Consider the following 19,116-nt stretch of genomic DNA (forward strand, 5'->3'; position numbering starts at 1 on the left):
TTACCTCTCAATCAGATCATAAATCTTGGTGATATTTGGTAATAAGGTCGTCACGAGTAACTGATCTCCTACCTCAAGTCTGTCCTCTCCAGTAGGGAAGATTGTTTTTCCTTTTCGGATAATGGCTGCGATGAGGACCCCTTTTTTCAATTTTAACTGTGAAAGAGGTTTGGCAGTCATTTTATTAGCTTCCTTGATTTGGAATTGAAGAGTTTCAATTTGACCGTTTGCTAGATGGTGCATGGCTTGAAGGTCTGAGTATTGAGCGTTTACTCGACCACGGATAAAGTGCATAATGGTATCTACTGCAATGCTTTTTGGTGTGATGATACTTGAAAAATCAGGTGCATGGATAATTTCCAAAAGGCTAGTGCGATTCACCTTGGTGATATTCTTATGAACACCAACACGGTCTAAGAACATAGAGGTAATGATGTTTTCCTCATCAACTCCAGTCAAAGTTGCAACTGCATCATAGTTGGGAGCACTTTCCTCAAGCAAGATATCTTTGGCAGTTCCATCTCCCTGTACGATATAGAGATTTGGAAATTTTTCACTGAAGAGACGAGCTCTCTCAGGATTAATCTCGATAACTTTAGTGTCAATACGGCTATCTTTTAAAATGCCAAGTAGGTAGTAAGCAATTTTTCCAGCACCAACGATGAGTAAGCTTTTCACTGCACGTGATTTGAAATAGTTATGGAAGAGCATCATATCCACACGATTCCCAGTAACAAAAATTCTATCTCTATCCTGAATAGTAATATCACCACTCGGAATCATAAGTTGATGGTCTCGTTCCATAGCGCAGACAATGATATTGCCAAATTTTTTACGAAAATCTGAGATTGGCATTTGACAGAGACCACTGGAATCTTTGACAACAAACTCCATCAGGTTGACCCGTCCCCCTGAGAACCGCTCAACTGAGAGTGCATTCGGAAAATCAATGATATTTGAGATAGCACGGGCGGCTAGGAGTTCTGGGTTAACGATAAGTGAGAATCCAAGAATATTTTTCTCTTTGAAATAGGCATTGGAGTATTCAGGATTTCGCACTCGAACGATGGTTTCTTTAGCACCCATTTTTTTAGCAAGTACTGCTGAAATCATATTCACTTCATCGTGTTCCGTTAGAGCGATAAAGATATCACACTCTTGAACGCCGGCTTGCTCTAAGATAGCAAAGTCTGCTCCATTTCCAAGGAGTCCCATGATATCAAAGCGACTGACAATATGATCGAGAACAGCCTCATCTTGTTCGATGAGGACGACGTCGTGTTTTTCTGCAACCAGTGAACGACAGAGGGCGAAACCGACTTTCCCTCCACCAACAAGGACAATTTTCATATAAAAACCCTACTTTTTCATGATGTAACTATCATACCCTTTTTTCGCAAAAAATGCACTTGCCAAGCCATTTTAGAGGATAAGAAAAGACTTTTTGTAAGTTTTCAAAGATAAAATCGGTCACCTTTCATAGAAATGTCTATTATATGAAGTGATTTCGCTCATTTAATATCCTTTCTCAGAAAAAGAATGACTAAGTATGGAAATATTATCAAAAAAAGTAAAAAAATCAAGTCGTTTCTATTGACAATGGTTGTGAAAGTGTTATACTAAGAAAGTAGTTTCGCTGATTTACTTCAAACCTGTTGTGAGGTAAGTTAACGATGCCTTAACCACGCTGTTTGCTGAGCTTGACTCCGGGCAGTGTGGCTATTTTTTTGCAATGGTGAAAGGAAGCCAGTCATGACAAATCACATTGTATTATTTGAACCTCAGATTCCACAAAATACAGGCAATATCGCACGTACTTGCGCTGCGACCAATTCTCCCCTTCACATCATCAAACCGATGGGATTTCCTATTGATGATCGCAAGATGAAGCGAGCTGGATTAGATTATTGGGATAAGTTAGATATTTATTTTTATGACAGCTTGGAAGATTTCATGTCTCAGATGAAGGGAAAACTCTATCTGATTTCGAAATTTGCTGAGAAGGTGTATTCTGAGGTAGATTTATCGACTGACGAGGACTATTATTTTCTCTTTGGACGTGAAGATAAGGGTTTACCTGAGGACTTTATGAGAGAACATCCTGAGAAAGCTCTCCGTATTCCCATGAACGATGAACACGTCCGCAGTCTCAATGTGTCTAATACCGTCTGCATGATTGTCTATGAAGCGCTTCGTCAGCAGAATTTTGCAGGTCTTGAGCTTGTTCACACCTATGAAGCAGATAAATTGAAATAATCAAAATGCTTGCACTTGCAAGCGTTTTTTGTTATGATTAAAGGGTCTTCAGGGCTGGGTGTGATTCCCGACCGGCGGTGACTTTAATACTCTTCGAAAATCCAATTCAAACCACGTCAGCTTCGCCTTGCCGTACTCAAGTACAGCCAGCGGCTAGCTTCCCAGTTTGTTCTTTGATTTTCATTGAGTATCATTAGGAAAAAATTTTTCCTTTAAAACTTTGTTGACAAGTTTTGCCTAACCAAAAGTTATACCTACAGCTTGTCGCCTAGTCTAAAAGAAAAACCTCAATTTCCTTCCCTTAAAGAAGTCCGCGAGCGCAAGCTGATGTGGTGTGATTCCACAACCGACAGTATAGTCTGGATGGGAGAAGACGAAAGAATAGCTTTGTCTGTTCTGATGAGTTTATAGATGAATTGCAACCGCTTGCTCAAAAGAGTGAGAGGGAGCTTTTAGGATATAAAAAGTGAGAATAGATAGAGGGATCCCTTTCCAACTTCTTCTGATTTTATAGAAAATTGGAGGAACCTGTTATGACAAACACACGTCGACTTTCGACCATTGCGATTTTATCAGCCATTTCATTTGTGCTGATGTACTTTGACTTTCCGCTCTTGCCAGCGGCGGCCTTCCTCAAGATCGAGTTTAGTATCTTGCCAGTCCTTGTAGGCTTGGTGGTGATGGATTTGCCTGCTGCTTTAGGGATTCTCTTGCTTCGATCACTCTTGAAGTTGCTTCTGAATAGCCAGGGAGTGAATACCTACATTGGTTTGCCAATGAATATCGTAGCCTTGGGAGTTTTTGTTATCGCCTTTGGTTTGATTTGGAAAAAGGAACGTAGCACTCTTCGTTTCCTACTAGCATCTCTAGCGGGAACTATTGGATTGCCTGCTGCGATGTTGGTTCTCAACTATGTTTATGCTGTTCCTTTGTACGCGCAGTTTGCCAACTTTGATATTGGAAAAATTTTGGGACTTTCCAACTACCTAATGACCATGGTTTTACCTTTTAACTTGATTGAGGGTATCATCTTTGCCGTTTCATTCTGGTTGTTATACGTCCTCTTGAAACCAACCTTAAAACATTATGAGAGATAAACAAATATTTTTAATGAAGGGCAGTTTTGCCCTTTTACTTTTCGTCCTTCTTGGCTATATGGTTAAGTTCTATCCTGAAACGTTGGTCGGTTTTGATCAACCGATTCAGACTGCCCTTCGTGGGGACTTGCCAAATTATTTGACAGTTCTGTTCCGTGCCCTTACGCATTTGATTGATATCCCAGTGATTATCACCTGGGTTACCATTGCAGCCTTTATCTTTTATCGTAAGCAGTGGAAGATAGAAAGCTACTTCATGGCGGGCAATCTAGCCTTAGCTGGTCTTTTAATCGTGACCTTTAAAAACATCTACCAGCGCCCTCGGCCAGCTATTTTACACTTGGTAGAGGAGAAGGGATTTTCCTTCCCAAGTGGGCATTCTCTGGCTGTGACGCTGATGGTAGGGACTCTGATTATCATTCTCAGTCAACGAATTAAAGATCCGGTTTGGAAAAAAATTGTGCAAATCGTTCTTGGCTTCTACCTAGTCAGTGTGCTGCTATCAAGAGTCTATCTGGGAGTTCACTACCCATCAGATGTTCTTGCCAGTTTCTGTGTAGGCTTGGGAGTCTTGTTTATCGAATTTCCTTTCTATGACAAGCTTCGCTTCCAATGGCGATTTAAAGGCAAGCAGAAGTGAGTATCGAATTCCCTTGAGGAGAAAGAAATGAAAGTCGACATAAAAGCTCTCCATCCGACTCAACTATACTTATCAGAAAAGAAACTAGAAGGCATTCAGACACTTTATCAGTCGGCAGAAATAATCAATGTTGCTCCAATCAGTATTCTTGCGTTCGGAGATTGCTTGTTGATTACAGATGGGCATCACAGGGCTTATCAGGCTTTATTGGCAGGTAGGGATACGATTTCTGCTGAGTGGGATAGAGATGGTGGCGATGAACTGTATTATCTCTATGCGCAAGCTTGCGAGGAAAGAAAGATTTACTCTGTTTTGGATTTAAAAGACCGTATCTTAGCTCAAGATGAGTATGAAGCAAAATGGTATAACTGGTGTGATGGTTTTAATCAAGCAGCAACTCTTTTATTGAAAAGGAAAGCAGATGAAACGGGCCCTACAAATAGATAGTGCATTGCGTCTTGTTCCTTTTTATATTGAAATTAGTCTAATCTAACTTGTTTTTTAACTAAAAATTTGATAAACTATGTAGTAATCGAATAGAAATCCGCAAGACTAGTAACTCAAGGGAAGTATATCAGGGAGGAGAGCCATGACTGCAAGCTCTCTATATGAAAGCTGAGTGAATTCACTTGCGCATGGATTTAGAAATGAAGGTCTGACTTGTCAGATGAAACGGATGGTACCGCGTGTCAACGCTCCGAGTGGAGTTTTTGGCATGTGGTTTTCTTTTTATCTACGAGCGACTGATGGAGGAATTATGTCAACTATTGAAGAACAATTAAAAGCGCTTCGCGAAGAAACGCTGGCTAGCTTGAAGCAGATTACTGCTGAAAATGAAAAAGAGATGCAAGAATTACGTGTCTCTGTCCTTGGGAAAAAAGGTTCACTGACTGAAATCCTTAAAGGGATGAAGGATGTATCGGCTGAAATGCGCCCTGTTATCGGGAAACACGTCAATGAAGCTCGTGATGTCTTGACCGCAGCCTTTGAAGAAACAGCGAAACTCTTGGAAGAAAAGAAAGTTGCAGCTCAACTAGCAAGTGAGAGTATCGATGTGACACTTCCAGGTCGCCCAGTTGCGACTGGTCACCGTCACGTTTTGACACAAACCAGTGAGGAAATCGAAGATATTTTCATCGGGATGGGGTACCAAGTCGTGGATGGTTTTGAAGTGGAGCAAGACTACTATAACTTCGAGCGTATGAACCTTCCAAAAGATCACCCAGCTCGCGATATGCAGGACACTTTCTACATCACAGAAGAAATCTTGCTCCGTACTCACACGTCTCCAGTTCAGGCGCGTGCTATGGACGCCCATGATTTTTCAAAAGGTCCTTTGAAAATGATCTCACCAGGGCGTGTATTCCGTCGTGATACGGACGATGCGACCCACAGTCACCAGTTCCACCAAATCGAAGGTTTGGTTGTTGGGAAAAACATCTCTATGGCAGATCTTCAAGGAACCCTTCAGTTGATTGTCCAAAAAATGTTTGGCGAAGAGCGTCAGATCCGTCTGCGCCCATCTTATTTCCCATTCACAGAGCCATCTGTTGAAGTGGATGTTTCCTGCTTCAAGTGTGGTGGAGAAGGCTGTAACGTATGTAAGAAAACAGGTTGGATCGAAATTATGGGTGCTGGTATGGTTCACCCACGTGTCCTTGAAATGAGCGGTATCGATGCGACTGTTTACTCTGGATTTGCCTTTGGTCTTGGTCAAGAGCGTGTAGCTATGCTTCGTTACGGAATCAACGATATCCGTGGATTCTACCAAGGAGATGTCCGCTTCTCAGAACAGTTTAAATAATGATTAGAAAAGTAGAAAATGCAGATATTGGGGTGTTGTCCAAAATTGCCAAACAAACCTTTCGTGAAACATTTGCTCATGATAATACGGAAGAGCAGTTACAGGAATACTTTGAAGAGGCTTATAGTCTGAGAGTTTTGTCAGCTGAGTTGGAAAATCCTGAATCAGCGACCTATTTCATTATGCATGAAGAGGAGATAGCTGGTTTTCTCAAAGTCAACTGGGGGAATGCTCAAACCGAGAGAGAATTAGAGAACGCCTTTGAAATTCAACGCCTCTATGTGCTACAAACATACCAAGGATTTGGACTTGGTAAGCAACTATTTGAATTCGCTTTGGAACTTGCCGAAAACAATGGTTTTTCCTGGGCTTGGCTAGGTGTTTGGGAGCATAATACAAAAGCTCAAGCATTTTATAATCGATATGGTTTTGAAAAATTTAGCCAACATAGTTTTCTGGTTGGGCAAAAGGTAGATACGGATTGGTTACTGAAAAAGAAATTAATGTAAGAAGATGATTCTTCTATATGAAATGATAGGAAAGGAAAAAAAACTAGAGTGGCAACGGTCATTCTGGAGAACTAAATTATGCTTGTATCTTATAAATGGTTAAAAGAATTGGTGGACATTGATGTGCCATCACAAGAGTTGGCTGAAAAAATGTCAACTACAGGGATTGAGGTAGAGGGTGTCGAATCACCAGCTGCCGGTCTCTCAAAAATTGTCGTCGGTGAGGTCTTGTCTTGCGAAGATGTGCCAGAAACACACTTGCATGTCTGTCAGGTTAACGTTGGTGAAGAAGAAGCCCGTCAGATCGTTTGTGGTGCCCCAAATGTGCGTACTGGTATCAAGGTCATGGTGGCTCTTCCAGGAGCTCGTATCGCTGACAATTACAAAATCAAAAAAGGGAAAATCCGTGGTTTAGAGTCTCTCGGAATGATCTGTTCACTTGGTGAATTGGGAATTTCTGACTCAGTTGTACCAAGGGAATTTGCAGATGGTATTCAAATCTTGCCAGAAGATGCAGTACCAGGTGAGGAAGTCTTCTCATATCTAGACTTGGATGATGAAATCATCGAGCTTTCCATCACGCCAAACCGTGCAGACGCTCTTTCTATGCGTGGAGTAGCGCACGAAGTAGCAGCCATCTATGACAAGGCTGTTAACTTTAAAGAATTTACTCTGACAGAAACAAATGAAGCTGCAGCAGATGCCCTTTCTGTAGGGATTGAAACAGACAAGGCACCATACTATGCAGTCCGTATCTTGGACAATGTGACCATCGCACCAAGTCCACAGTGGTTGCAAAATCTTCTTATGAACGAAGGCATCCGTCCCATCAATAATGTGGTAGACGTGACCAACTACATCCTACTCTACTTTGGTCAGCCCATGCATGCCTTTGACTTGGACACCTTTGAAGGCAGTGACATCCGTGTGCGTGAAGCGCGTGCTGGTGAAAAATTGGTAACCTTGGATGGTGAAGAACGCGACTTGGAAACAAATGACTTAGTCATCACTGTCGCTGACAAACCAGTAGCCCTTGCAGGTGTCATGGGTGGAGAGGCTACAGAAATCTCTGAAAAATCAAGTCGCGTTGTGTTAGAAGCAGCTGTTTTCAATGGTACATCCATTCGTAAGACTAGCGGATGCCTTAACCTTCGTTCGGAATCATCTTCTCGTTTTGAAAAAGGGATCAACGTGGCAATAGTCAATGAGGCCTTGGATGCTGCAGCGAGCATGATTGCAGAACTTGCAGGTGCGACGGTGCGTAAGGGCATCGTTTCAGCGGGTGAGCTTGACACTTCTGATGTAGAAGTTTCTTCAACCCTTGCAGACGTTAACCGCGTCCTTGGTACGGAGCTTTCATATGCTGATGTGGAAGATGTCTTCCGTCGTCTTGGCTTTGGTCTTTCTGGAAATGAAGATAGCTTTACAGTTAGCGTTCCACGTCGTCGTTGGGATATTACCATCGAAGCAGACCTCTTTGAAGAAATCGCTCGTATCTATGGATATGACCGCTTGCCAGCCAGTCTTCCAAAAGACGATGGTACAGCTGGTGAATTGACTGCGACACAAAAATTGCGTCGCCAAGTTCGTACGATCGCTGAAGGGGCAGGTTTGACAGAAATCATTACCTACGCTCTAACAACACCCGAAAAAGCAGTTGAGTTCACAGCTCAACCAAGTAACCTTACAGAACTCATGTGGCCAATGACAGTGGACCGTTCAGTCCTCCGTCAAAATATGGTTTCAGGTATTTTGGATACAGTTGCCTACAACGTAGCACGTAAGAATAAAAACTTGGCTCTTTACGAGATTGGAAAAGTCTTCGAGCAAACGGGTAATCCAAAAGAAGACTTGCCAAATGAAATTAACAGCTTTGCCTTTGCCTTAACCGGCTTGGTTGCAGAAAAAGATTTCCAAACGGCAGCAGTTCCAGTTGATTTCTTCTATGCTAAGGGAATCCTTGAAGCATTATTTACTCGCCTGGGACTTGAAGTGACTTATACAGCAACAACTGAGATTGCTAGCCTTCACCCAGGACGTACAGCCGTGATTTCGCTCGGTGACCAAGTTCTTGGTTTCCTTGGCCAAGTGCATCCAGTCACTGCTAAGGCTTATGATATTCCAGAAACGTATGTAGCGGAGCTCAACCTTTCAGCCATCGAAGCTGCCCTTCAACCAGCTACTCCATTTGTGGAAATCACCAAATTCCCAGCGGTTAGTCGTGATATTGCTCTACTTCTCAAGGCAGAAGTCACTCACCAAGAAGTTGTAGATGCTATCCGAGCTGCAGGCGTGAAACGTTTGACAGATATCAAACTCTTTGATGTCTTCTCAGGCGAAAAATTGGGACTTGGTATGAAGTCAATGGCCTATAGCTTGACCTTCCAAAATCCAGAAGATAGCTTGACAGACGAAGAAGTCGCACGCTACATGGAAAAAATCCAAGCATCACTTGAAGAAAAAGTCAATGCAGAAGTGCGTTAACTCATCAATCCATCCTTCGGGGTGGATTTTTAGCTTTAAGAGAACAGTTCAGAAGAGAAAAGCGACAGTTGAGGAGAAAGACACCCTATCCAATTTTTAATGAGCTATACTAAACCTATTACTAGAGCGCTTAACAACCTTAGATTTGGTAGATTTTTACTATAAATAATATCGATAAAAATGGACACAAAACGTTGTAAATGCTATCAAAAAGGAGTATAATAAGTGCAACATATCTAGGAGGTGGAAGATGCTAGAAGTAAGAAATCTAGAGAAAAGTTTCGGTTCCAAGCAAGTCTTGTTTGGTGTCGATTTTCAGGCAAATCCAGGAAGGATTCTGGGCTTGGTCGGGAAGAATGGGGCTGGGAAAACAACGATTTTCCACAGTATGTTGAAATTTTTAGTGTATCAAGGAGAAATCAGTCTGGATGGGCAGGAGATTCGTCAGGAAACCTATGCTCGGATTGGCTATCTGCCTGAGGAACGCAGCCTCATGCCCAAGTTGACAGTCCTTGAACAAGTTCGCTACTTGGCGACTCTAAAAGGCATGGATGCTAAGGAAGTCAAGGAAAAACTCCCTCAATGGATGGAAAAACTCGAAGTGAAGGGCAAATTGACTGATAAAATCAAGAGTCTCTCCAAAGGGAATCAGCAGAAAATTCAGCTCATTATCACCCTGATCCATGAGCCAGACTTGATTATTCTGGATGAGCCTTTTAGTGGTTTGGATCCAGTCAATACCGAGTTGCTCAAACAAGTCATCTTGAAAGAGAAAGAGCGCGGTGCAATCATTATCTTTTCTGACCATGTCATGACCAATGTCGAGGAGCTTTGCGATGATATTCTGATGATTCGAGATGGGCGTGTGGTCTTGCATGGGCCTGTTCAGGATGTCCGTAATCAATACGGGAAAACACGTCTCTTTGTTTCAAGTGAACGAAGCAAGGAAGAACTGGAAAAACTTCCTCACGTCAAACAGGTGAGCTTGACTAAGCAAGGCAGTTGGAAATTAATCCTAGATGATGAGGACGCTGGAAGGGAACTCTTCCCCATCCTCACTCAAGGTCAATATATCGCGACCTTTGACCAACAAGCTCCAACAATCGATGAAATCTTTAAACTAGAATCAGGGGTGGAAGTATGAGAAATATGTGGGTTGTAATGAAGGAAACCTATCTTCGGCATGTCAAGTCGTGGAGTTTCTTCTTCATGGTGATTTCGCCGTTCCTCTTTTTAGGATTATCTGTAGGAATCGGCTATCTCCAAGGGTCTTCTATGGCCAAGAATAGCAAGATAGCAGTAGTAACAACAGTGCCATCTGTAGCTGAGGGTCTCAAGGGTACCAATGGTATCAACTTTGATTATAAGGATGAAGCCAGTGCTCAAGCTGCTATCAAGGATGAGAAAATCAAGGGTTACCTAACCATTGACCAAGAGGACAGCGTCCTCAAGGCCGTCTATCACGGTGAAACCTCTCTTGAAAGTGGCATCAAGCTGGCTGTAACCAATAAGCTAAATGAACTGCAGTATCAACTGAATCGTTCGGCAGCCAATTTGTCTCAAGAACAGGAAAAACGCCTGAGTCAAACCGTTGACTTTACTGAGAAAATTGATGAATCTAAGGAAAACAAAAAAATTGTTCAAACCATTGCGGCCGCTGGGCTTGGTTTCTTCCTTTATATGATTTTGATTACCTATGCTAGTGTCACTGCTCAGGAAGTAGCTAGCGAGAAAGGAACCAAAATCATGGAAGTGGTCTTCTCTAGTATTCAAGCTAGCCATTATTTCTACGCTCGTATGATGGCTCTTCTCCTTGTGATTTTGACTCATATTGGAATTTACGTCGTGGGTGGGCTGGCTGCGATTCTGCTCTTTAAAGACCTACCAATCTTGGCTCAATCTGGTATTTTAAACCATCTAGGAGATGCCTTCTCGCTCAATACCTTATTGTTTGTCTTGGTTAGTCTCTTTATGTATGTTGTTTTAGCAGCCTTTCTAGGTTCTATGGTTTCTCGTCCTGAGGATTCAGGAAAGGCCTTGTCACCATTGATGATCTTGATTATAGCAGGATTCGTCGGAGTGACTGCTCTAGGTGCTGCAGGGGATAATTTGGTTTTGAAAATTGGTTCCTACATTCCCTTCATTTCGACCTTCTTTATGCCATTTCGAGCTATAAATGGGTATGCAAGTGGTCTAGAAGCTTGGATTTCACTTGCTATAACGGTTGTTTTTGCAGTCACTGCAACTGCCTTTATCGGACGCATGTATGCTAGTCTAGTCCTTCAAACGGATGATTTGGGAATCTGGAAAACCTTTAAACGTGCCTTAGCTTATAAATAAGAGAGCCTCGCAAAAGCGAGGTTTTTCTAGATGTTAAACACTGAAATCGGCAAAAATATTTTTCATATCTATTGACTTTTAGTAGTAAAATTTGGTATGATAGTAGACGGTATTGTTTACCCCATTTGTAAGGCCCCGGAACCTTTCAAATACCCCGCGGACCGGAACATCCGCCCTGTAAACAAAAACGATATTCATATAGGAGAAATCATGAACAAAACTACATTCATGGCTAAACCAGGCCAAGTAGAACGCAAATGGTACGTTGTTGACGCAACTGATGTACCTCTTGGACGCCTTTCAGCAGTTGTTGCTAGCGTACTTCGCGGAAAAAACAAACCAACATTCACACCACACACTGATACAGGTGACTTCGTAATCGTTATCAATGCTGAAAAAGTTAAATTGACTGGTAAAAAAGCAACTGATAAGATCTACTACACTCACTCAAACCACCCAGGTGGGTTGAAATCAATCTCTGCTGGTGAACTTCGTTCTAAAAATGCAGTACGTTTGATCGAAAAATCAGTTAAAGGTATGCTTCCACACAATACTCTTGGTCGCGCTCAAGGTATGAAATTGAAAGTATTCGTTGGAGCTGAGCACACTCACGCTGCACAACAACCAGAAGTTCTTGATATTTCAGGACTTATCTAAGGAAAGGAACAATAAAGTATGTCACAAGCACAATATGCAGGTACTGGACGTCGTAAAAACGCTGTTGCACGCGTTCGCCTTGTTCCAGGAACTGGTAAAATCACTGTTAACAAAAAAGATGTTGAAGAGTACATCCCACACGCTGACCTTCGTCTTGTTATCAACCAACCATTCGCAGTTACTTCAACTGTAGGTTCATACGACGTTTTCGTTAACGTTGTAGGTGGTGGATACGCTGGTCAAGCAGGAGCTATCCGTCACGGTATCGCTCGTGCCCTTCTTCAAGTAGACCCAGACTTCCGCGATTCATTGAAACGCGCAGGCCTTCTTACACGTGACTCACGTAAAGTTGAACGTAAGAAACCAGGTCTTAAGAAAGCTCGTAAAGCATCACAATTCTCAAAACGTTAATCAATACGATTATATCAACGTTTCAAAGCACTTCATGGTTCACACCATGGGGTGTTTTTTTGATGAATTTTGGCAAAATTCACACCATTTTTCACACCAAATTCACACCATTACTTTTTTAGATTGCGATAAGCAATCTCTCCAACAGCCATTGGAATGACATTTGAAGTATTGACATAAGTCTTTGTTGTAATCGTGTCACTATGTGTTAGAGCCTCAGATATATCTTCAATAGATGTTCCAGCCTGTTTTGCTAATGTTGCCCCTGTATGTCTTAATTTATGAGGTGTAGCATGCTTAAGTTCAGGATGACGACGTTTGACAGATTTCATTTTATTATTAAGATAGTCAGAGTGTAGAGGGCTATTAACATTACCCTTCATATCGATATAAGTAAAGACATACTGTTCATTGGATTGGATAATTCCAAATTTTGCTAGTTCATCTTTTTGCTGTTTTTTCCATTCTTTAAGTAAGTTAGTCAATTCAATGGGAATTCGGAAAGTTGTCTTTTTATTCCCTTTGGTAGACTTTGGATTTTTGTATTTATCCAAAGCTTGTACTAACTGAATTTCCTGATCACTTGTATTGATATGCTTCCATTGTAAAGCGTAGCTCTCTGATTTTCTATCTCCCAAGAAAAAGGTGGTATAAAACAAAACATAGTCTTTGAATAGAATTTTTCCAGTATCTAAATCCTTTTCAAAAGCTGTAAACCATGCTTGAAGTTCTTCTTGAGATAGGTATAAATCTTCATCTTTTTTAGATTCTTGCAACTTGATTTTCTTAGTGGCTTTGATACGACTTATTGTTTTAGATAGGCGGTTTGTTTCGATGTATTCTAATTCTTCCGCCCAGTCAAAGATAGAATTAACGTAGCTCCTGATAACTTTGAAATTTGCATATTCTTCAGCCTTTTGAGTTAATAGATTTAAAACAACTTGTTTATTTTGATTGAGAAACTCAATAGAGTAGTTACCAAGCATAGGTAAGATATGTTTTCTAAAGGCAATTTCTGTACCAGTTATGGTAGCTTGAGAAGGTGGCTTAGTTGTAGAAGTGGTTTGTCCTGCTTTGTAGGATTCCCACCAAACGTTTTTATAGAAGTCGGAAAAGAGTATAGAACCATTATTTTCTAGTAAGGCTGATTCCCCACTAATAATTTTGTCAATCTTGTTTTGAAGTTCTAGTTCGTATTTTTTTGCTTCACTCCTTGTTTTGAACCGTTTTTCAATCACTTTCTTATCAACACCTAGTGAAGACTTAACTTCCTCAGGAATATAGATTCGTAAGCGATAAGTTCCATTTTTAGTTTTTGTAATTGACATAGTATTCTCCTTTTTAATTGAGCTAGAAAAATACCGTGATTTCATTATAACAAACCACGGTAGAAATGCTACTGATTTTGTAACCAGCGATTGATTTCTGCTTTATCAAAACGAATAGTTTTTCCAACTCTAATGTAAGGTAATCCTTTTTTAATCCAACTGTCGAGAGTATTGTTTGAGATACCCAAGTAGTGGCAAGTCTGTTGTTTGTTTAAAAACGGACTGTCAAGGTTACTATTGTTTAATCTATTTTCAATTTCTTTCTTGATAAGTTCAGCAAGTAGGAGCTGAATTTGTTGAACTTGTTCATCTGGTAAAATGACTTGCATGTATTCCTCCAATGTATGGTATAATAGAGCTATCAAGAGATACCCTATTTACTTTTCTTGATTATCTGCAACCTCGTCCTCGCTCGCCAAAGTTTCGGATGGGGTTTTTGTTTTGTCGTACTCCCATATATCCCATTGATTATTGAGTCCAACCTTTGAAACTAGCATGGATAGAAGCTCTTCCTTACTTTTCATTTCGTTATCAGGTGTAAAATCGTACGATAAGTAAGTATCATATCCAATCTCTGGGATTCGTCTCAGATTATTCAATGTTCTGGTAGGGTGAGATTCATAAAAAATTGGTTCATCCCCCCCACCTTTTAATGATGCTAGATGTTCAATTCTTCTAACGAATTGTGATAAGTCTTCACGATTATTTCCTTTTGTATGATAGAAGAACGTTAGAGGATGTTTAGAACTTGTGATAATAATGACCTTGGCAGCGCCTATTTTATTTTGATAACGAGCTGAGATAGGACTAATATTATATGGATCTAAAACTTTTAACCAGTCTGAAGCAGTTAAGCTATCTCCTCGAACATCATCAAGTAGTAGGATTTCTTCTCCGTTTACTTCATCAAACATGTTAGTGCCTGCGGTCAGGACTGATTGCCATTTTTTATTATTCAGTTTTGCTAACTGAATAAGACTTTTTGCTATCTCTTTTGCAAACGTTGATTTGCCAAGTCCAGATGCACCGTATATGAATAGGATTGTCTTTTTAAACTCTCCGTTTTCTAGTTCATCTTTTGTTTTTGCGCACTTAATTTCTCCAATGCTTTTAATTGCGTCGTTTACTCTAACTTTATGAACTGTATAAAGAGTATGGTATTGCTTATTGAGTAGTATTTCCTTTTTCGTAATATTCTCGTTCAGAATGTTATCAATTAATAAATCGATATCCTCATAACTTTGTTGAACTTCTTTTTTTGCTTTACCTTTCAGCCAGCTTCCTTGTCTTTCGTGATAAACCTCTAAGTAGTTTTTACCTGTTAGAGTGAATACTTCGTCAGGAGTGTATTGATATTTGTCTTTATCTTTTGCATGAATTAAATAAGCTAACAAGTTATCGTAGCCATATCTACCAGATTTAGCTTTCTCAAGATACTGAGGTTCTAATCCTATTTTTACTGCTAAATCAGTTAGTGTTGCCCCTTTCTCAAATTTGAGTAAAGCGTGAATATGTGGCTCTTTTAGTTTGGAGGTTATTGAACTAGTTACACTGTCAAAAACAAGTGATGTATCCTTGTCATGCTTGATTGCGTATGCTTCGAAAACAGTTGCGACATCACTAACTCTTTTTACTATTTCCTCAAGAATTTTTTCAATATTTGCAGACTTAATCAGTTCTTCATTCCAGCCATTTTTCCAATATTTAGGATCAAAGTATTGTGTAATTGATACGGAAGTCAAAAGTGCTTCTTTTTTCTTTGTTGCCATGTATAATTAACCTTTCTTTTTTAACTATTCTTTAATTATTCTTTTAATTATTCTAGTGTTAGACCGTTGACAAGCCCAGTCTAACACGCGTTAGGAATAATTAAAAATTAAATTTAGATACTCTTGGGGCTTCGCCCCAAACCCTAACCTCTCCTGCCCGATGAATCCCCATCGAACCGAGAACGCTTGCCAATTCAACAAGGGACGGGGTAGTATTTTTCTTCGCTTCACTCCTTGCCGTTGGCATCGTTACGCTTAAAAAATCTCCACCCCTCAAGCCCTTGCGAATAGGCATTTTTCTGCTGGTAATGTCGTGCCGACACCTATACCGATGAAACCCTTAGGTAAGGTCAGTGTCGCGCTAAACAAGTGTAGCAGAAAAAGCGCTAGCTATATTTTGAAAATAGCTCTTGCATCCGCTGGTTTAACCGTTCTTCGTCTCTTACTTGAATAGTGCGAAACATCTTAACAGGTTCCCCTTCTAGCTGGAAATAGCCATATCCTCTAGGTTTTACTGAAACTTCGTCCTTTTCCATATCAGGAAAAAGGAGTTGTCTGTTGTTTGTTGCTAGCAGAAAGCTAGTTGATAAGGATATGACACAATTAAAATTGTAGCGACCTGGCAAATCAGACATTAAGAAACGTTGACTAGATAAAATGATTCGTAAACCTAAACTTCTGCCCATACTGTTGAGCATTAACATTTTTGATAAAACATCTTTATGTTTCTTCTTATCTGTTTGTTCTAGATAAGCAAGGAAAGCTTGCCACTCATCAAAATCAAGTAAAGATTATGAGAGTTTTCTTCTTGTTTATTAAGTCTATTTTCAAAGCGTTTGTAGACTGTTTCAAAAAGTTCTAGACAGTTAAAACCTCTTGCCACATGGTCACCAGCCATTGAAAACATTTCCTCATCGGCTTTAAAATCCAGAAAGTAAGCTTCAGCATCTGTATCATGAAATGAAATGAGGCCTAGAAGTCTTCTCAAAAAAGTAGATTTTCCCGAACCAGACGGGCCTGCGATTATCCATGCAAAAAATCGGTTAATGTCAACAGTGACAGGGGAGGGTTGTCCCCTGACGTTGACGTCGAAAACGTTTTTTATCATGCTAGAAATCCTCTTCTCTTTGAGGTTTTTGCATTAGAATCATGTCATTAGTTGACACTAAACGAACTTTGATCGCAAGAAAGGGATCACGCTTATAGCGACTTACAACGCAATCTGTAGAATCGTTTGACATAGTTTTTACAACTTGTCTTGCTTTTGTTGCAAAGTATTCAAGAGCTTCGTCAGAGATTTCTTTGTCAATATGAACAAAGTAAATGCCTTGTTCCGCAACTTCGACACCTTGTGTGTAACTTAGTGAAGAGATTGGTAGTTCTGTTACCCCTGCTTCAGTTAGCCAGTGATAGAAGTTATCAAATAAAGGATTAACAGCAGTTTGACTTGTTTGTTTGTATCGATGCCAAGCTAGAGAGAAAATTTCTCCATCCGTTACCAGCCACATGAGCAACAAAGAACCTAATATAAATGGAGCTATCCATAACAGAAACTTAAGAAGTAGTGCTAGTAAAACAAAGATTACTGAACCTATAAGTAGTTGATAATACCACTTTAATTCCATGATTTTTCTTAAGAAATTTTTCATATGAAACCTCTTTTCTATTTAATAGAAATGTCAGAAAGCTCAGCCACTAGTGCTAAATCGATTGGCTGCTTGAGTTTGTCAAAGACAAATGCTACATCGTAGTTATTAACTGTGATGTCAGCGTTAATCAAACTATCTAAGTTCTCGCTCTGGTAGTTTTTCAACTTGACTTTAAACGTTGGACAGTAGTCCTCTTGTCCAATACTTGCAAACGTTTCGTAGAGTTTTTTATCTACGCATGTTAGTGAAGCCCAAGTTCGTTGGTTTTCCTGACCTTCGTTGATGATGCCATCGTTTTTGTCAACAACTTTAATTGCTGATGGAACATCAACGGAAGTTGATAAAGAATCCAAAAATGCTCTTGCACTTTCTCGGTTTCCAAGTGTTATTTTTTTCTCTTTTGGCATGTGAATGCCTCCTTTTTTAAAAAATGTGCGTGGTCAGACTTTCTAGAACGCTGACAGAGTTTAAAACATGTTTTGTTTACAAAAATATGATAACACGAAGACATTAATTTGCCTATGCAGATAGGGTTCAAAAATAAATTGATAAAAAAAAGCAAATGTGGTAAAATAATCGCAAAAAGTGGGAATCAATTCATAAGTTTCGGAGGGAGGAATATATGTTAAAATCTGATACTTGGTTTAACTTTTATGAACCGTACATTAAGATTAATGATTTATTAGGTAGAGAAAATTTTTTAACAATATACATAGAAAATAACTACCAACATATCATTGTGGAACAATACGAACAATACAAGGATGAGGGCAAACGTAAGAGAGCTGGTGAATTTGTACAAAAAGATCTGGGACTTAATTTGAAGAATCCTGACGCTTTCTATAATGAAATAAAAAGAGGGGTAAAAAAAGATATTACGAACCTTATTCCGATTTTAAAAGAATTTCCAGTAGTAAAGCAATATCTATCAGAAACAGAAACACAAATTTATAGAAAGCTTAGTAATATTAAATGGTCTTTGGAATTGGGGTATGAACTTTTATATCATCCAGAATGTGCTACTTTTCTTTTATCATTTTTGCCAAAAATATTTCCTTGTCCAGAGGAGCTTATATATTTTAGAAAATTAAATTATATTTCAAATAAGATAAAAGATAATTTAATTAATTTCAATGAGATTGGTGATGAAATATCTTGCATATCTCTATCGGAATATGAGGCATTTTTAAATATTTCTGATTTTAAAACTGAAGAAAGTGTCGTTGATTTGTATATCAAGAAAAATTATAGCAAGATTATGAGGGATCAGTACAAGCAACTAAAACCATATGAAAAATACTGTAAGCAGGAAAGTTTTATAGAAGAATTAATCAATAATGAAGTAGATGAAAAAAGATCTTTATTTCATAGACTGTCAAAAGGTTCTAAAAAGATAGACAATAATTTATTAGAAAGGTTTAGAGAATTTCCCATCCTGCAACCAGAGAGTGAGTCTTTACATTCAAATAACATAAAAAAATTAAATTACATAAGATTTGCTTTATATTTGGGAGCTATTTTTTTGGAAGAGACATTATTGCTACCTAGTGTCACTAGTGCAGTGAAAAAAACAAATTCATTAGAATTATCTGGTATTGACTATTTGCGCACTTTTTCAGTTAAATTAGAAGAAGAAGCTGACGAACTGGAAGAGGAATATGAGTGGGAAGAAAATCAGATTAGGTTAGATAAATATTATTCTGAAGACTTAAAGATATAATGAAAAACCCAACCAAAATTTATTTTGGCTGGGTTTATTTGATATTCTTTACAATCTCATTAAATGAAGATATAATTTTTCCTTGTTTTTCTTTGGGTAACCTTGTTAAATTTTCGAAAAGTATTTCTGGGGAGTCTTCTCTTTCTGATTCATATGATTGTAGATTAAAGAACTCCTCGACCGTTAGATTTAGGGCTTTGATTACGGATTCAAGAGTTTTTATCTTAAAATCATACTTCATGTTCTCTATATTTTGAATCGCTTTAACGCCTAGCCCAGCGATTTCAGATAATTTTTCTTGACTTAATCCCTGCTCTTTTCTGCATTCACGTATTCGAAATGCGATATGCTTTTGTAATTTATTATATTCCATACTATATACCATTGTACTATCTGTTTTCTCTAAAAATAAGTATAATAAACTATCCAAAAAACGATAAAAGTATGGTAGA

General features: G+C 39.3%; 21 protein-coding genes. 12 read left to right on the forward strand and 9 right to left on the reverse strand.

The features are described from left to right. The gene (gene trkA / locus ACVX3R_RS01545) at positions 1–1,350 is read right to left on the reverse strand and encodes a Trk system potassium transporter TrkA (RefSeq protein ID WP_000706803.1); all 1,350 of its coding nucleotides are present in this window, start codon (positions 1,348–1,350) and stop codon (positions 1–3) included. A gap of 402 nt (positions 1,351–1,752) precedes the next feature. Between trkA and ACVX3R_RS01550 the strand changes: the two genes are divergently transcribed. The 11 genes from ACVX3R_RS01550 to rpsI all read left to right on the forward strand — a co-directional run bounded on the left by ACVX3R_RS01550 (position 1,753) and on the right by rpsI (position 12,198). Beyond that, positions 1,753–2,256: a tRNA (cytidine(34)-2'-O)-methyltransferase gene (locus tag ACVX3R_RS01550; protein ID WP_458795220.1), complete on the forward strand. Its 504-nt coding sequence runs from the start codon at positions 1,753–1,755 to the stop codon at positions 2,254–2,256. A gap of 533 nt (positions 2,257–2,789) precedes the next feature. Then, the gene (locus ACVX3R_RS01555) at positions 2,790–3,353 is read left to right on the forward strand and encodes an ECF transporter S component (RefSeq protein WP_458795221.1); all 564 of its coding nucleotides are present in this window, start codon (positions 2,790–2,792) and stop codon (positions 3,351–3,353) included. Further along, a complete protein-coding gene (locus ACVX3R_RS01560; protein WP_458795222.1) occupies positions 3,343–3,993 on the forward strand; it encodes a phosphatase PAP2 family protein in 651 nt (216 codons plus the stop codon). Before ACVX3R_RS01555 ends, ACVX3R_RS01560 begins: the two co-directional genes overlap by 11 nt. A gap of 27 nt (positions 3,994–4,020) precedes the next feature. Then, the gene (locus ACVX3R_RS01565; RefSeq protein ID WP_458795223.1) at positions 4,021–4,440 is read left to right on the forward strand and encodes a chromosome partitioning protein ParB; all 420 of its coding nucleotides are present in this window, start codon (positions 4,021–4,023) and stop codon (positions 4,438–4,440) included. A 310-nt stretch (positions 4,441–4,750) separates the two neighbouring features. Next, the gene (pheS, locus tag ACVX3R_RS01570) at positions 4,751–5,797 is read left to right on the forward strand and encodes a phenylalanine--tRNA ligase subunit alpha (RefSeq protein WP_084868660.1); all 1,047 of its coding nucleotides are present in this window, start codon (positions 4,751–4,753) and stop codon (positions 5,795–5,797) included. Next, positions 5,797–6,306 carry an N-acetyltransferase family protein gene (locus tag ACVX3R_RS01575; protein WP_458795224.1) on the forward strand — a complete coding sequence of 170 codons (510 nt, stop codon included), beginning with the start codon at positions 5,797–5,799 and terminating at the stop codon, positions 6,304–6,306. The genes pheS and ACVX3R_RS01575 overlap by 1 nt, the downstream gene beginning before the upstream one ends. A gap of 78 nt (positions 6,307–6,384) precedes the next feature. Continuing rightward, the gene (pheT, locus tag ACVX3R_RS01580) at positions 6,385–8,790 is read left to right on the forward strand and encodes a phenylalanine--tRNA ligase subunit beta (RefSeq protein ID WP_458795225.1); all 2,406 of its coding nucleotides are present in this window, start codon (positions 6,385–6,387) and stop codon (positions 8,788–8,790) included. Positions 8,791–9,040: 250 nt separating this feature from the next. Further along, positions 9,041–9,934, forward strand: a complete 894-nt coding sequence (locus tag ACVX3R_RS01585) for an ABC transporter ATP-binding protein (RefSeq protein WP_458795226.1) — start codon at positions 9,041–9,043, stop codon at positions 9,932–9,934. Further along, positions 9,931–11,130, forward strand: a complete 1,200-nt coding sequence (locus tag ACVX3R_RS01590) for an ABC transporter permease (RefSeq protein ID WP_458795227.1) — start codon at positions 9,931–9,933, stop codon at positions 11,128–11,130. The genes ACVX3R_RS01585 and ACVX3R_RS01590 overlap by 4 nt, the downstream gene beginning before the upstream one ends. Positions 11,131–11,340: 210 nt before the next feature. Next, positions 11,341–11,787, forward strand: a complete 447-nt coding sequence (gene rplM / locus ACVX3R_RS01595; protein WP_002876943.1) for a 50S ribosomal protein L13 — start codon at positions 11,341–11,343, stop codon at positions 11,785–11,787. 18 nt (positions 11,788–11,805) lie between these two features. Further along, positions 11,806–12,198 (forward strand): 30S ribosomal protein S9, encoded by a 393-nt coding sequence (rpsI, locus tag ACVX3R_RS01600; RefSeq protein WP_000075969.1) that lies wholly within the window; start codon positions 11,806–11,808, stop codon positions 12,196–12,198. 110 nt (positions 12,199–12,308) lie between these two features. On the opposite strand, the gene ACVX3R_RS01605 is transcribed toward rpsI, so the two are convergent. The 7 genes from ACVX3R_RS01605 to ACVX3R_RS01635 all read right to left on the reverse strand — a co-directional run bounded on the left by ACVX3R_RS01605 (position 12,309) and on the right by ACVX3R_RS01635 (position 17,351). Further along, a complete protein-coding gene (locus tag ACVX3R_RS01605; protein ID WP_173266768.1) occupies positions 12,309–13,526 on the reverse strand; it encodes a tyrosine-type recombinase/integrase in 1,218 nt (405 codons plus the stop codon). 68 nt (positions 13,527–13,594) lie between these two features. Then, positions 13,595–13,855, reverse strand: coding sequence for a helix-turn-helix transcriptional regulator (locus ACVX3R_RS01610; RefSeq protein WP_125837281.1), 261 nt, complete (start codon positions 13,853–13,855; stop codon positions 13,595–13,597). Between the two features lie 48 nt (positions 13,856–13,903). Then, positions 13,904–15,295 carry a Rep family protein gene (locus ACVX3R_RS01615; protein ID WP_458795228.1) on the reverse strand — a complete coding sequence of 464 codons (1,392 nt, stop codon included), beginning with the start codon at positions 15,293–15,295 and terminating at the stop codon, positions 13,904–13,906. Positions 15,296–15,681: 386 nt separating this feature from the next. Further along, positions 15,682–15,930, reverse strand: coding sequence for a hypothetical protein (locus tag ACVX3R_RS01620; protein ID WP_458795229.1), 249 nt, complete (start codon positions 15,928–15,930; stop codon positions 15,682–15,684). A 110-nt stretch (positions 15,931–16,040) separates the two neighbouring features. Further along, entirely contained in the window at positions 16,041–16,403 is a 363-nt protein-coding gene (locus tag ACVX3R_RS01625) for a hypothetical protein (RefSeq protein ID WP_458795230.1), read from the reverse strand. Position 16,404: 1 nt separating this feature from the next. Continuing rightward, positions 16,405–16,944, reverse strand: coding sequence for a hypothetical protein (locus ACVX3R_RS01630; RefSeq protein ID WP_125837276.1), 540 nt, complete (start codon positions 16,942–16,944; stop codon positions 16,405–16,407). Positions 16,945–16,958: 14 nt separating this feature from the next. After that, complete coding sequence (locus ACVX3R_RS01635) at positions 16,959–17,351, reverse strand: hypothetical protein (protein ID WP_458795231.1); 393 nt, start codon at positions 17,349–17,351, stop codon at positions 16,959–16,961. A 215-nt stretch (positions 17,352–17,566) separates the two neighbouring features. On the opposite strand from ACVX3R_RS01635, the gene ACVX3R_RS01640 reads away from it, so the two are divergent. After that, entirely contained in the window at positions 17,567–18,664 is a 1,098-nt protein-coding gene (locus ACVX3R_RS01640) for a hypothetical protein (protein WP_125838125.1), read from the forward strand. Positions 18,665–18,698: 34 nt separating this feature from the next. On the opposite strand, the gene ACVX3R_RS01645 is transcribed toward ACVX3R_RS01640, so the two are convergent. Beyond that, the gene (locus ACVX3R_RS01645) at positions 18,699–19,037 is read right to left on the reverse strand and encodes a helix-turn-helix domain-containing protein (RefSeq protein ID WP_125838123.1); all 339 of its coding nucleotides are present in this window, start codon (positions 19,035–19,037) and stop codon (positions 18,699–18,701) included. Positions 19,038–19,116: the final 79 nt, after the last annotated feature.

The sequence above is a fragment of the Streptococcus sp. 517s genome (genome assembly GCF_054445985.1).

Coding starts and splice junctions, on each gene's coding strand:
- pheS (WP_084868660.1), top strand. CDS start 4,751: ATGTCAACTATTGAAGAACAATTAAAAGCGCTTCGCGAAGAAACGCTG.
- ACVX3R_RS01630 (WP_125837276.1), bottom strand. CDS start 16,944: ATGAAAAATTTCTTAAGAAAAATCATGGAATTAAAGTGGTATTATCAA.
- rplM (WP_002876943.1), top strand. CDS start 11,341: ATGAACAAAACTACATTCATGGCTAAACCAGGCCAAGTAGAACGCAAA.
- ACVX3R_RS01590 (WP_458795227.1), top strand. CDS start 9,931: ATGAGAAATATGTGGGTTGTAATGAAGGAAACCTATCTTCGGCATGTC.
- ACVX3R_RS01565 (WP_458795223.1), top strand. CDS start 4,021: ATGAAAGTCGACATAAAAGCTCTCCATCCGACTCAACTATACTTATCA.
- ACVX3R_RS01605 (WP_173266768.1), bottom strand. CDS start 13,526: ATGTCAATTACAAAAACTAAAAATGGAACTTATCGCTTACGAATCTAT.
- ACVX3R_RS01620 (WP_458795229.1), bottom strand. CDS start 15,930: ATGTCTGATTTGCCAGGTCGCTACAATTTTAATTGTGTCATATCCTTA.
- ACVX3R_RS01550 (WP_458795220.1), top strand. CDS start 1,753: ATGACAAATCACATTGTATTATTTGAACCTCAGATTCCACAAAATACA.
- ACVX3R_RS01555 (WP_458795221.1), top strand. CDS start 2,790: ATGACAAACACACGTCGACTTTCGACCATTGCGATTTTATCAGCCATT.
- pheT (WP_458795225.1), top strand. CDS start 6,385: ATGCTTGTATCTTATAAATGGTTAAAAGAATTGGTGGACATTGATGTG.
- ACVX3R_RS01635 (WP_458795231.1), bottom strand. CDS start 17,351: ATGCCAAAAGAGAAAAAAATAACACTTGGAAACCGAGAAAGTGCAAGA.
- rpsI (WP_000075969.1), top strand. CDS start 11,806: ATGTCACAAGCACAATATGCAGGTACTGGACGTCGTAAAAACGCTGTT.
- trkA (WP_000706803.1), bottom strand. CDS start 1,350: ATGAAAATTGTCCTTGTTGGTGGAGGGAAAGTCGGTTTCGCCCTCTGT.
- ACVX3R_RS01615 (WP_458795228.1), bottom strand. CDS start 15,295: ATGGCAACAAAGAAAAAAGAAGCACTTTTGACTTCCGTATCAATTACA.
- ACVX3R_RS01585 (WP_458795226.1), top strand. CDS start 9,041: ATGCTAGAAGTAAGAAATCTAGAGAAAAGTTTCGGTTCCAAGCAAGTC.
- ACVX3R_RS01610 (WP_125837281.1), bottom strand. CDS start 13,855: ATGCAAGTCATTTTACCAGATGAACAAGTTCAACAAATTCAGCTCCTA.
- ACVX3R_RS01625 (WP_458795230.1), bottom strand. CDS start 16,403: ATGATAAAAAACGTTTTCGACGTCAACGTCAGGGGACAACCCTCCCCT.
- ACVX3R_RS01560 (WP_458795222.1), top strand. CDS start 3,343: ATGAGAGATAAACAAATATTTTTAATGAAGGGCAGTTTTGCCCTTTTA.
- ACVX3R_RS01640 (WP_125838125.1), top strand. CDS start 17,567: ATGTTAAAATCTGATACTTGGTTTAACTTTTATGAACCGTACATTAAG.
- ACVX3R_RS01575 (WP_458795224.1), top strand. CDS start 5,797: ATGATTAGAAAAGTAGAAAATGCAGATATTGGGGTGTTGTCCAAAATT.
- ACVX3R_RS01645 (WP_125838123.1), bottom strand. CDS start 19,037: ATGGAATATAATAAATTACAAAAGCATATCGCATTTCGAATACGTGAA.